At 64.6% G+C, this 12,609-nt stretch carries 11 protein-coding genes; 1 reads left to right on the top strand and 10 read right to left on the bottom strand.

Annotation, left to right across the window (positions count from 1 at the left end; all coding sequences use genetic code 11):
- The 7 genes from CAL19_RS00670 to gabT form a co-directional block, all read right to left on the bottom strand.
- On the bottom strand, window positions 1–897 hold the full coding sequence (locus CAL19_RS00670; protein WP_026639587.1) for a branched-chain amino acid ABC transporter permease: 897 nt from the start codon (window positions 895–897) through the stop codon (window positions 1–3).
- 2 nt (window positions 898–899) lie between these two features.
- Window positions 900–1,775, bottom strand: coding sequence for a branched-chain amino acid ABC transporter permease (locus CAL19_RS00665; RefSeq protein ID WP_026639588.1), 876 nt, complete (start codon window positions 1,773–1,775; stop codon window positions 900–902).
- Between the two features lie 15 nt (window positions 1,776–1,790).
- Window positions 1,791–3,026: an ABC transporter substrate-binding protein gene (locus CAL19_RS00660; protein WP_026639589.1), complete on the bottom strand. Its 1,236-nt coding sequence runs from the start codon at window positions 3,024–3,026 to the stop codon at window positions 1,791–1,793.
- Window positions 3,027–3,189: 163 nt separating this feature from the next.
- The gene (locus CAL19_RS00655) at window positions 3,190–4,392 is read right to left on the bottom strand and encodes a CaiB/BaiF CoA transferase family protein (RefSeq protein WP_026639590.1); all 1,203 of its coding nucleotides are present in this window, start codon (window positions 4,390–4,392) and stop codon (window positions 3,190–3,192) included.
- A gap of 17 nt (window positions 4,393–4,409) precedes the next feature.
- Window positions 4,410–5,183 carry an enoyl-CoA hydratase/isomerase family protein gene (locus tag CAL19_RS00650; protein WP_026639591.1) on the bottom strand — a complete coding sequence of 258 codons (774 nt, stop codon included), beginning with the start codon at window positions 5,181–5,183 and terminating at the stop codon, window positions 4,410–4,412.
- Complete coding sequence (locus tag CAL19_RS00645) at window positions 5,180–6,160, bottom strand: aminopeptidase (RefSeq protein WP_026639592.1); 981 nt, start codon at window positions 6,158–6,160, stop codon at window positions 5,180–5,182. The genes CAL19_RS00650 and CAL19_RS00645 overlap by 4 nt, the downstream gene beginning before the upstream one ends.
- On the bottom strand, window positions 6,157–7,500 hold the full coding sequence (gene gabT, locus CAL19_RS00640) for a 4-aminobutyrate--2-oxoglutarate transaminase (protein WP_051423756.1): 1,344 nt from the start codon (window positions 7,498–7,500) through the stop codon (window positions 6,157–6,159). The genes CAL19_RS00645 and gabT overlap by 4 nt, the downstream gene beginning before the upstream one ends.
- A 166-nt stretch (window positions 7,501–7,666) precedes the next feature.
- Between gabT and CAL19_RS00635 the strand changes: the two genes are divergently transcribed.
- A complete protein-coding gene (locus CAL19_RS00635; protein WP_026639594.1) occupies window positions 7,667–8,362 on the top strand; it encodes a GntR family transcriptional regulator in 696 nt (231 codons plus the stop codon).
- Window positions 8,363–8,469: 107 nt separating this feature from the next.
- Here CAL19_RS00635 and CAL19_RS00630 read toward each other — a convergent pair whose 3' ends face one another.
- The 3 genes from CAL19_RS00630 to CAL19_RS00620 form a co-directional block, all read right to left on the bottom strand.
- Window positions 8,470–9,450, bottom strand: coding sequence for a Bug family tripartite tricarboxylate transporter substrate binding protein (locus tag CAL19_RS00630; protein ID WP_026639595.1), 981 nt, complete (start codon window positions 9,448–9,450; stop codon window positions 8,470–8,472).
- 54 nt (window positions 9,451–9,504) lie between these two features.
- Window positions 9,505–11,049: an acetolactate synthase large subunit gene (locus CAL19_RS00625; protein ID WP_026639596.1), complete on the bottom strand. Its 1,545-nt coding sequence runs from the start codon at window positions 11,047–11,049 to the stop codon at window positions 9,505–9,507.
- A gap of 92 nt (window positions 11,050–11,141) precedes the next feature.
- Entirely contained in the window at window positions 11,142–12,077 is a 936-nt protein-coding gene (locus tag CAL19_RS00620; protein ID WP_026639597.1) for a LysR substrate-binding domain-containing protein, read from the bottom strand.
- Between the last annotated feature and the right edge of the window lie 532 nt (window positions 12,078–12,609).

Here is a 12,609-nt window from a genome sequence, read left to right as displayed (position 1 = left end):
TCACGATTGCTTGCCTCCCGTCGGCTTGCCCAGTACGCCTTGCGGGCGGTAAAGAACGATAAGAATCAGCGCCATGCCGATCACCCAGATACGCACGCTGGCCATCTGCACTTCGGAAATGCCGCCCAGGAACTCGCGCACGAAACGCGAACCTTCCAGGAACCCGATCAGGATCACCGTACCCAGCGCCACCCCCGACAGCCGGTTGACGCCGCCGACGAACACCGCGATCCAGATGTAGAAGGTGATAAGCGGCACGAACTGGTCGGGGCTGAGAAACGTCAGGTAATGGGCCTGGAAGGCGCCCGCCAGGCCTGCCAGGGCCGCGCCCAGCATCAGCGATCGCGTCTTGAACCGCGCCGGATCCTTGCCGAGCGCACGCACCGCCACCTCGTTGTCCCGGATGGCCTCGATTACCCGGCCAAAGGGGCTGCGGATGACGCGCGTCACGAGCCAGAACACTGCTGCATTGACCGCCAGCAGGCTGATCATGATCCAGAAGTCGATCTGGTCGGCCGGTACCCACCCCGCGAACATGCGCGGAATTCCCGGCAGGCCGTGCATGCCCCGCGTCAGCCATTCTTCGGTTTGCAGCATCATGCGCACCGACTCGGAAAAGCCCAGCGTCACGATGGCCAGGTAATCGCTGCCCAGCCGCAGCGCAATAATGCCCATCGGATAGGCCGCAAGCGCGGTCAGCACCGTTGCGCCCAACATGGCCAGCGGGATGGGAACCCCCTGCATCGACAGCAGCGCGGAGGCATACGAGCCGATTGCGAAAAAGCCCACGTGGCCGAAGTTGACCAACCCCGTAAAACCATAGTGCAGGGACAGGCCCACAGCCATGAGCATGTAGATCAGAATGCCAATGGAGATGGCGATCAGATAGGCTTCCATGATTACCTCGCTGCCATCGGCCGGCCAAAGATGCCCTGCGGACGCACCAGCAGCACGACCAGCAGAATCCCGAACGCCATGACGATCTTGTAGGACGGTTCGAAGTACAGGCTGGCAATCTCCTGGGACACGCTGAACAGCAGCGTACCCACCACCGCGCCCACCGGATGGCCGATACCGCCCAGGATCACGGCCGCGAACATCGGCATGAGCAGTTCGAAACCCAGTTCGGGAATCACCACCGCCTTGATGCCGAGCAGCACGCCGCCCAGACCGGAGAACACGCCGCACAGCGTCCACAGGCACAGCATCACCCGCCGCGATCGTATGCCGCTCGCGGCCGCCAGGTCGGCGTTATCGGCCACCGCTCGCATGCGGCGTCCCATGGGGGTAGCGTGCAAGAGCACGAACACCAGGATCAGCGCGACCGTCGCGGTGGCCAGGATGTACACATCGGTGGGCAGGATCCTGACCCCGTTGAAGTTCCAGGCCCGCACCAGAGGCACGTCCAGGTTGTACTGATCCTGGCCGGCAAAGAACGTGATGGTATTGCGCACCACGAACGCCACCCCCAGCGACGCGACCAGCCGCGCGATGTTGGAGCGATGCGCCAGCGCCCGGAACACCCACAGGTAAAAGCCCACCGAAACCAGGGCCGTTACTGCGCAGGCGGCCAGCACGCCAAGCACCAGCGAACTGCTTACGAAAGTCTGCATCGCGATGGCGGTGTAGGCGCCCAGCGTCATGTAGTCGCCCGTGGCCGCGTTGGGAAAGCGCGCGATGCCGAATACCATCGTAATCGCCAGCACCGGCAGTGCCAGCAGCGTGCCGAGCACGATGCCGTTGATCGCCGCGTTCAGGATTGCAATCCAGTCCATGTTCTGCTCCGTGCCTCAGGCTAGCGAACCCGGCACTGTCTCTTTCAGGACGAGCTTGCCGTCGGTGATTTCGAACACACCGAAGTCCGGAACCGTTTCGCCGTGCTGGCCGAAGTTCAGGCTCGACGACGCCCCCTCGTAGTCGACGTCGCCGCCGGACTTCAGGACTTCGCGCCCCTGTTGGAACGACGACACCTTCTGGCCCCCGGACGTCACGGGCTTGATATGCGCGTTGATGTCCATCGTGGTGGCCTGGGCGCCGGCCGCTTCAAGCGCCAGGGCCAGGGTTATCACCATGTCATAGCTCTGCGCGGCGAAAACGTCGGGATCGCGCTTCATCTTGTCGCGAAAGCGCGCCGCAAAGCTCTTGTAGGCTTCGTGGTCGTGGGCCGCCACGTTCGAGACCGAGATAATGCCTTCGGTTGCTTCCTTGCCCAGCGCCTTGACCAAGTCTTCATTGGCGGTCCATCCGGGCATGATGAATTTGCAGTCCTGGCCGGACTGGAACCATTCGCGCAGCAGGATCGTCGCGTCCGGGCGGTACGAGCCCAGGGCGATGACGTCGGGCTTGGTGGCCAGCACGCGGTTCAGTTCCGTGCGGTAAGTGGTCTGGTTGGGCTCGTAGATAACCAGTTCGCTGACCTTGCCGCCGCCCGCTTCCCAGGTTTGCCGGAAGTAATTGGCCAGGCCGACGAAGGTCGAGTTATTGAACGCCATCACCGCCGGCCGCTGGAATCCGCGCTGCCGCGCGATCTCGGCAAACGCCTTGCCGAATACGGCGTTGGACGCCTGGAACATCCAGGCCAGGCCGCGCTTGTTTTCCGTCTGCATCTCGGGCGCGCCGCAGGTGTTCATCATGATGACGCCGGCATTGTTGGTGATGGGCATGATGGCCAGCCCCACCGCCGACGGCCACACGCCGACCACCGCCTGCACCCGGTTGATGTCGATGAGCTTCTTGACCGCCAGCACGGCGGCGTCGGGCTTGGTCTGGTCGTCCTCGGCGTACAGGGCCAGCTGCCGGCCCGCCGCGCCACCGGCGGCATTGACTTCGTCGACCGCGATGCGGATGGCCTGCAACATGGCGCCGCCATAAGGCCCGCCCACGCCCGTGATGGAGTTCAGCGCTCCGATTCGAAACGGTTCGCCTGGCGACTGGGCCCGGACGGCCCACGGAAACACCGAGGCGGCCCCCAGGGCCACGCTGGACGACACGAACTGGCGGCGGCTGCGATTGATGCTGTGCTTCATATTCGTTCCTTCTGCGCCGTATGCGCATTGCGATTCTTCGAATATGCCGGCTTGGACTGCCCGGCCCCTTGTTGCTCTTGTTGTCGGCCCTTGCTGACGACGCTCGGGCTTGCTGCCTGGCCGGCTGCGTGTTCGTACGCCGCCGGTCGAACTGCCTGCTTTACTACTGGATGGCTCCTGCTTCGCGCAACTGCGCACGGCGCGCCGCGTCCACCCCGAAACGCTCCAGCACCTCGTCGGTGTGCTGGCCGTGCAGCGGCGCCGCCGTGCGCACCAGCCCCGGCGTATGCGAGAAATGGGTGGGTATGCCGATCGTCTTCATGCGCCCCAGCCTGGGGTGATCCAGTTCCTGGATCATGCCGCGCGCCGCGTAATGCGGGTCGTTGACCGCCTGGCCGAAATCGTTGATGGGGCCGCACGGCACCCCTGCCGTTTCGCAACGCTGTATCCACGTAGCGGCATCGGCCTTGGCGAACTCCGCCTCGAGCAACGATTCCAGCACTTCGATATTGGCCATGCGGTCAGAATTCGTGGCGAAGCGGGGGTCGGTGATCCATTCCGGACGCCCCAGCACATCGGCACAGAGCTTTTCCCAGGTGCGCTGGTTCGCCGCGCCGATAATGATGTAGCCGTCTCCGGTCTGGAACGCCTGGTAAGGCGCCGACACACGGTGCCGGCTGCCGGTCGCCTGCGGCACCGTGCCTTCGGCGAAGTACGCCGCGGCTTCCCAGATGAACCAGGGCAGCCCGCATTCGGCCAGCGAAATATCGATGTGCTGCCCTTCGCCGGTCTGGCGCTGATGCAGGCAGGCCGCCAGGATGGCATAGCAGGCCGTCAGTCCGGCGCCAATGTCGTAGATGGCGATGCCGGACTTCAACGGCCTTCCCCCGGCCTCGCCGGTCATGCTCATGATGCCGGTCATGCCCTGCGCCACCAGGTCGAACCCGCCCTTGCCGGCGTACGGACCGGTCTGCCCGTAACCGGAAATCGAGCAGTACACCAGGCGGGGGTTGATGGCGCTGAGCGTGTCGTAATCCAGCCCCAGCGAGCGGGTGACGCCGACGCGATAATTTTCCACCACCACATCCGCCCAGCGCACCATGTCATATACGATGTTGCGGGCATCCGGATGCTTCAGGTTCAGCGAAATGCCCATCTTGTTGCGGTTGATCTGGGCAAAGCAGGTGGATTCCCCATTGACATAGGGCCCCATCTCGCGCGAATCATCGCCGCTTCCGGGCTTTTCCACCTTGATGACTTCGGCGCCCAGGTCGGCCAGCACCATGGTGCAGTATGGGCCGGCCATGATCTGAGAAAGGTCCAGGACCTTCAGGCCGGCCAGCGGCTGCTTGACTTCGTTTGCCATGACTACGGATTTCCTTCTTAACGGCCCAGGAAAGCAGGCTTTTCCTTGCGCAGAAAAGCCGCCTTGCCAATGCGATAGTCTTCGGTGTCGAAACAGGCGTAGGGCTCGAGCCGCTCTGCCTCGCTCAGGGGTACGCCCGACGCCAGCTTGCGCACGAAGCGCTTGTGCCATCGGTTGACCAGCGGCGCGCCTTTGGCGATGCGCGCCGCACACTGGTAGGCGTGCTCGACCACCTGCTCGTCGTCCACCACACGGGTCAGCAACCCTTTGGACATGGCCTCGTCCGCCCCGAACACACTGCCTTCGAGCAGGATTTCCAGGGCATGTGCCGGGCCGATCAGGCCAACCAGGTCTTCGAGCTCGCGGTAGTCCAGGGTCAGGCCTATGCGGTTGATCGGTATGCCGAAGCGCGCGCTGCGCGCCGCGATGCGCACATCGCACAACGCCGCGATCTCGAGCCCTCCGCCCACGCAGGCGCCCTCGATGCACGCCACCGTGGGATGGCGCGTGAGCTTCAGGCGGTCGGTCATGTCCAGCGTCAGTTCGGCATATTCCCGCGCCACCTGGGCGTCGCCGCGCTCTTCATCAAAGCCGCCGATATCGCTGCCTGCGCAGAACGCGCCGCCGGCGCCCCGCACAACGATGCAACGCACACTGTCGTCGGCATCCAGCGCATCGATGGCCGCGCCGAACTGCCGGTACATTTCCAGCGTGAAGGCATTGCGCTTCTCCGGCCTGTCCAGCAGCACGGTGGCGATGCCGTCGCTGCCTTGTTGCACGCGTATCGTCATGACTGTTCCTCCAGCATCAGCCGCGTGCCGTCAAGCACCAGCCGATCATCCAGCCACAGCTGCGCGTCGGTCACGATGGTGTCGTAGTGGGCAGCTGCCTTCACCGTGCCGCCGATGTAGGCGCTGGTTCCCAATGCCAACTGGATCGATCCGTACACGCTTTCGTCGGAAAGCATGGTGCCGTCCAGCGTGCAGCAAGGATTCATGCCCACGCCCAGCTCGCCCAGGTTGTACACGCCCGGATCCTGGAAGCTGGCCAGCAGATCGCGGAACCGCCTTGCCAGGTCTCCGCCTTCGATGGAGACGGCCATGCCGCGTTCAAACACAATGCGCACCGGCTCGTCGCGCACCAGCCCCACGCCGGGAATACTGGCGTTCACGACGATGACGCCCTCGGCCGTGCCCTCAACGGGGGCCAGGCTGGACTCCAGGCAATAGCCCGCCGAAATATCGACAGTGTTGGCGAAACCATGCAGGGCCCGCCCGCGTCGTCCGGCGATGCTCATGCGGATATCGGTGCCGGCGGCGCTGGTGACACGAGCGTGGTCGGCGCGGCTCAACGCGTCGGCCAGGCCCTGGATCTGCGGGCGCAGGGCCTCGAAGTCGGCGTTCCATCCGTCGGCCAGGAAGAAATCCGGCAGATCGGATTCGGGCAGGACGATCACGCCCACGCCTGCGCGAGTGGCCTGCTGGCGTGCCTCGGTGTGCGCGGCGTTGGCGCGCGTCAGGGCAATGACCAGATCGGCCGCGCACATCGCCTTGGCCACCACGTCGGAGAACGGCCGGCCATGCTGGCGGCTGCCGGGTATCTGCATCAGGTGCGGCACGGCGCCGGCTTCCTGCACCGCAATGGCCAGGGGCTGCACATTGTGCTCGGTATAGAAGTCGTAAAGCACCAGCACGTTCATGTCGGGCCGGGCCGCGCCCAGCAGGCGCACCACTTTGCGGGCATTGTCGAGCTTGAGCAGCGTGTTCATGCGCGAGCCTCCCGCGATACACGCACGATGGCGGCTTCCAGGATATCCAGGCCTTGATCCAGTTCGGCCTGGCTCATGTTCAGCGGGCCGAGAAAGCGCAGCACATTGCCGTGGAACCCGGCCTTCACCAGGATCAGGCCGGCCTCGTAGGCATACTGCACGATGCGGGCGGCCAAATCCTGCGCGGGCTCGGCGCCGGCCTTGTCCTGCACGATTTCCACCGCCTGCATCGCGCCCACGCCCCGGGCGTCGCCCACGATGTCGATATCCCGAGCCCATTTCGCGAACCGCGCCTGCAGCACCTCGCCCAACTGGCGGGCCTTGGCCGCGTAGTCGTCGCGCTTCATGATGCGCATGGTCGCCAATGCCGCGGCGCAGGCCAGCGGGTTGCCGGCGTAGGTGCCGCCCAGCCCGCCTACGGCGGGCGCGTCCATCAAGTCTGCCCGGCCCACCACGGCGGCGATAGGCATGCCCCCGCCCATGGACTTGGCCAGGGTGTACAGGTCAGCCTGCACGCCGCTGTGTTCGGTGGCGAACCACTGCCCCGTGCGGCAAAAACCCGACTGGATCTCGTCAGCAATCATGACAATGCCGTGGCGGGTGCAGTAATCGCGCAGGCGCTGCATGAACTCGGGCGGCGCAACATGAAATCCGCCCTCGCCCTGCACCGGTTCGATCACAATCGCCGCCACCTGGTCGGCCCCGATCTCGGTTTCGACCATACGCTGCAGCCGGGCAAAGGCGTCGTCCACGCACGACTGAACATCGCCGCGCCAGCGATAAGGCACCGGAAAAGGCGCGCGGTACACGTCGCCCGCGAGCGGGCCGAAGCCGGTTTTGTACGCCGGCGCCTTGGCGGTCAGCGACAGGGCCATGTAGGTGCGGCCGTGAAATGCATTCTCGAATGCCACCACTGCCCGCCGGCCGGTGGCGCACCGGGCGATCTTGATCGCGTTTTCGATAGCCTCTGCCCCGGTGCTTTGCAGCATGACCTTTTTAGGCCAGTCGCCCGGCACCTGGTCGACCAGCGCCTGGGCCAGCTCGATATACCCCGGGTACATCACGATGTTGAAGCAGGTGTGCAGATAAGCGTCGGCCTGTTCCTTGACGGCCTGCACGACCTCGGGATGGGCGTGCCCCACATTGAGGGTGCCTATGCCGCCGGCGAAATCCAGGTAGCGGCGCCCGTCCAGGTCGATAACGGTGGCGCCGGAAGCCTCCTGGGCGAATATGGGCGGCCCGTTGACCACCCCGCGCGCAACCAGCGCCTGGCGCCGGTTCAAGTATTCCTGGCAACGAGGGCCGGGCAACCCCGTCGAGTGATCGGTATGCAAAGCCATTCTCCTGATATCGAGCGTCCCATCGATCGGACGGAAGCAGTTTGGGACGGAATCAGGATTGTGTCAACGATGAATTACAATTTGGGATATAAAATTGTGCACAATCTTGAGCCCAAACGAGTGTTATCATTCCGCTCACCCAATTTGCCTTTCAGGAACGGTGGAAATGGCAACCCGAACCAAGCCCGCGACCAGCGACAAGCCGGCGGCAGCAAAAAGAAAGTTGATTTCCACGCAGGCCGTGGTGCTGGACGTGCGCGACCGCATTGCCGCGCAGGCATTGCTGCCAGGCTCGCGCATTCCCGAAGAAGATCTGGCGCAGCATTACGGCATCACGCGGGCCAAGGCGCGCGAGGTACTGGCCACCCTGGAAGACCGCGGGCTGGTGCAGCGTGTGCCCAACAAGGGAGCCATCGTCGTGCCGGTAGACATGCAGACCACCTACCGCCTGTACGAAGTGCGTGAAGCGCTGGACAGCCTATCGGTGCGCCTGGCCATGCAGAACGCCCGCCCGGAAGACTGGCAAGAGCTCCAGGAATGGCTCGGCCCGCCGTTCGAGCAAAGCCTGCGCGACGGCGATATCGAAGGGCATGTAGACACCATCATGCGCTTTCGCTACCGCGTCACAAGCCTGGCCGGCAATCCGATACTCAGCGACCTGATCGAACGGATCTACGAGCGCACCCGGGTCACCATGCGGCGGGTGGCCGTACTGCCGGGCCGCGCGGAAGCCGGCATCAAGCAATACCGCGAATTGCTCGCGGCAATGATGCGCGGCGACGCCGACGCCGCCGACCGCTGCGTGCGCGAACTGAACACCAGCGCGCGCGAATACATCCAGCGGTATAAGGAATATCTGTAGCGCGGCCGCCCAGGCCAGGCGCGTAGCGCTTGGCCTGGGCGGCCGCATCTAAGTCCGGCGCTGCTGCGCCGTCAAGAGTAAGGTGCGCCGCAGCGTACGGCGCGGTGTCAGTCCGTGGTGATGTTGCGTTCCTTGATCAGCTTGCCCCAGCGTTCGCGTTCGGTGACTTCGAACGCGGCCAGGTCTTTGCCGGTAATGGAACCGGGCGTGGCGCCGAGCTTCGAAAACTGCTCCTGCACGGCAGGGGTCGCCAATGCCTGCTTTGCCGCTTCGATCAGCTTGGCCTGCGCCTCGGCGGGCGTGCCGGCCGGCGCGTACAGCGCGAACCACGCCGTCACGTCGAAGTCCTTGAGGCCCGATTCGGCCACAGTAGGCACATCGGGCAACAAGGGCGAACGCTCGGCAGAAGTAACCGCCAGGGCGCGCACGCGCGAACCGTCTTTCAGCTGGCTGATCGTGCTGGGCAGGTTATCCATCAGCACGTCGATCTGGCCGCCGATCAATGCCGGCATGGACGCCGACACGCCCTTGAAGGGCACGTGCAGCATGTTGATGCCGGCAGCCTGCTCCAGGTAGGCGCCGGTCACGTGCACCGACGATCCGACGCCGGGCGAGGCATACGAGATCAGTGCGTCCTTGCGTTGCCTGGCGTCCGCGAACAGGTCCTGCACCGACTTCCACTTTGCGTCCTGGCGGACCGCAATCACGTTGGGCGTGGTGAACACCATGGCCAGGGGCGCGAAGTCCTTGGCCGGGTCGAACTGCATGTCCTTGTAGATGAACTGGTTGATCGACTGAGTGCCGATAGTGCCCATGCCGATGGTGTAGCCGTCGGCGTCGGAACGCTTGAGCACGCCCATGCCGATATTGCCGCCCGCGCCAGCGCGGTTTTCAACCACGATGGATTGCTTGAGCAGCGGGCCCATGGCGTGGGCGATCGTACGGGCGGCCAGGTCGGTGGTGCCGCCGGCGGGGTAAGGCACGATCAACGTGATCGGGCGCGACGGATAGTCGTCTGCCTGCGCGCACAACGCCGTACCACCGATGACGGCTGCGGCCAGGATCTGAGAAAGTTTCCGGTGTTTCATGAAAGATGTGTCTCCATCCAGGTAAGGGACAAAAGGTAGTCTACGGCGCTGTACTTACACCATAAGCTCGATAAGGAATGGGGCCTGCTTGCCGAAGCTGGCCTGCATAAGGTCTGCGCATTGCTCCAGGGTGGTGGCGCGCGCGGCCTCGACGCCCATGGCGTTGGCCAGGCCCACCCAGTTCAGCGCCGGGTTGCCCAGGTCCAGCATACTCATCGCGGTATCGCCCGGGGTCGCGCCCACGTTGGCGTACTCGCCGATAAGAATGTTGTACTTGCTGTTGTTCAGGATGATGGTCGTGCACGGCAGCTTTTCGCGGGCCTGCGTCCACAGCGACTGCAGCGAATACATGGCCGAGCCGTCGGCCTGCAGGCTGATCACACGCCGCTGCTTCTGTGCGCCGATGGCGGCGCCGGTGGCCACAGGCAGGCCGTCGCCGATCGCGCCGCCAGCCAGGTGCAGCCAGTCGTTGGGCGGCGCCGCATGGCTGAACTTATAAAAGCCCCGCCCGAACGACACGCTTTCATCCGAGATGATCGCGTGTTCGGGCATGACGGCGGCCACGGTCTGGGCCAGGCCCTCCGGAGTGGGCGCGCCCGTCGCAACCGCGGGGCGCGGCCCCGGGTCGGGGATGGCGACCTCGGGCGCGTTCAGCAGCGACGCCAAAGCCTGCAGCGCAGGCAGCGGATCCTGGTCGGCGCGCGCCAGCACCTGCAATTGGGCGTCGGGCGGATACTGCGTCGACGGCAGGCCGGGGTACGCAAAAAAGCCCACGGGCGGCTTGGCGTTGACGAGAATGATGTGCCTGTAGCGCTGCAACGCCTTGATGGCAGCCTCCATCACGTAGGGCGTGCGCTCGAGCTGCAGGCGGCCCCGGCCGCGCGACAGGTGCGCGGTGACGAAATCGGCCATCAATGTGGCGCCGGTTGCCTGCGCGATGCGCCACAGCCAGGGGTGCGCGTCGCTCAGCACCGCCGTGCCGCCAACCAGGATCAGGGTGTCGGCGCCATGGGCGCGCAACGTGCGCGCGGCGTTCTCGATGGCATTGCCGTCTACCGGCAGCGACGCGGGCGCGGGCACCGGCTCGCCGACCACCCCACCCTCGTTCCAGGACACATCGGCGGGCAGGATAAGCGTGGCGATCTGGCCGGGAAAGCTGCGCGCCGCGGCGACGGCTTCAGCCGCATCACGGCCCAGGCGCGCGCTGTCGACGCTGGTGCGCACCCATTGCGACACCGTCTGCGCCATTCCGGCCGTATCGGCGGTCAGGGGCGCGTCGAAGGGGCGATGGTAGGTGGCCTGGTCGCCCACAATGTTGACGATGCCGCTGCGTGCGCGGCGGGCATTGTGCAGGTTGCCCATGCCATTGGCCAGCCCCGGGCCGCAATGCAGCAGGGTGCAGGCAGGCTTGCGGGCGATGCGGAAATAACCATCGGCCATGCCGGTGACCACGTTCTCCTGCAGGCCCAGCACGCATTTCATGCCCGGCACCTGGTCGAGTGCAGCAACAAAATGCATTTCGCTGGTTCCGGGATTCGCAAAGCAAGTATCGATACCGGAAGCCAGCAGGGTTTTAACCAGACTTTTGGCGCCATTCATAAAAACTCTTCCCGCAGTTTTCTACTGAACCCGCCATTTTTTATCGCTTCTACCCAGGCGTAAAGCGACAAATAATTGCCATATGATGAGTTTTAGTCATCAACCCTATCGGATGGCGGTAACCGCAGCTCGGCGGCGAAGCCCCGCGCTTCCTGGTGTATCCATTCGCGAAAGCACTGCAGCGGCAGGTTGTCCCGCGTCTCAAGCGGGTACACAAGATGGTAGGAATCTTCGGCCAGCATCGAAAGTGGATGCGCCCGTATCACCCCATTCTGCCAGGCGGCCTCGGGCACGAAGAATTCGGGCACCAGGCCAACCCCCAGCCCTGCTTCGGCGGCCCGCACCACCATCGACTGCAACTCGAAGCCGGCGCTGCCGATCGATTCAGGCATCTGCGCCACGCCGGCAAGTTCGAACCACTGGCGCCAGGACTCGGGCCGCGTGGTGGAATACAGAAGCGTGTACTGCAGCAGGTCTTCGGCGCGCTCGAGCGGCTTGCCGATCAGGTCGGCGCGGGCGATGGCGACCATGCGTTCGCCAAACAGCAGTTCCAGCGTGGCGTGCGGCCAGATGGGCTTGCCGTGATGTATGGCGGCATCAAAGTGTTCGTTTTCGAACGAAAACGGGGCAGTGCGCACGCCCATGTTGATACGTACATCCGGATAGCGCGCGTAGAACGTGGGCAGCCGTGGAATCAGCCATTCGAGCGCGAACGTCGGCAGCACCGCCAGTTCAAGATTGCCCCGACCGCTGCCATGCGCGGCGATGGCCAGCGTGTCCTGTTCCAGCGCACGCAGCGAGGCGCGCACCTTTTCGCTGTACAGCAGGCCCGGCCGGGTCAGGGTCACCCGCTGTTTGACGCGAACAAAGAGCGACACACCCAGGCTTTCTTCCAGCAGACTGATCTGCCGCGAAATGGCGCTTTCGGTCACGGACAACTCGCGCGCGGCCAGCGTGAAGCTCTCGTGCCGGGCCGCCGCCTCGAAGGCAGTCAGCGCCGCCATGCTGGGCGTGCGGATACGACGCATGATGCGATGAGTTCCCCTGGAAGAATGCGGTGCGGCCGCCATCGGAAGGTGGTAGCGCGAGGCCGGCAGAGCAATGACCCGACAGGCACTGAAGGAGCGCGGCGCGGCTGTCGGCCCGACAAAGACCGACGCCTGCGAAATAAGCTACAGCGCGACGGAAGGACGACGCCGGGAGGCGAAGTTCTGGCGCGCCCGACAGGAATCGAATCGGTACGGCGCAATATTAGCGCCGATTGGCGCGACGTTGGGCGGGATTCGCGCTCGGTCATGCAGGTCAACAGCTACCTTCGTGATCGCCTCGTCCTGACAGACTGGCGCGTGCTCAGCAGCCTGAGCACAGCTTTAGCTGCCGTGGAAAGTGGAAGAGGCCACATGATAAGTTCCGCGTACACGCGGAAGATCGCCAGTGCGTTCAAAGTGAGTTTCGTTCGCCTGGAGCCGGAAGTCCGGATGCCGGTATGCATCTATCACCGAGCCGACCAGCCGCGCAACAGCCTGGTTCGCACCGTGGCGGACGGCTGATGCGCAGACA

Source organism: Bordetella genomosp. 7, from assembly GCF_002261265.1.
Classification (GTDB): Bacteria; Pseudomonadota; Gammaproteobacteria; order Burkholderiales; family Burkholderiaceae_B; genus Bordetella_A.
This window is presented reverse-complemented; position numbering and strand designations above follow the sequence as displayed.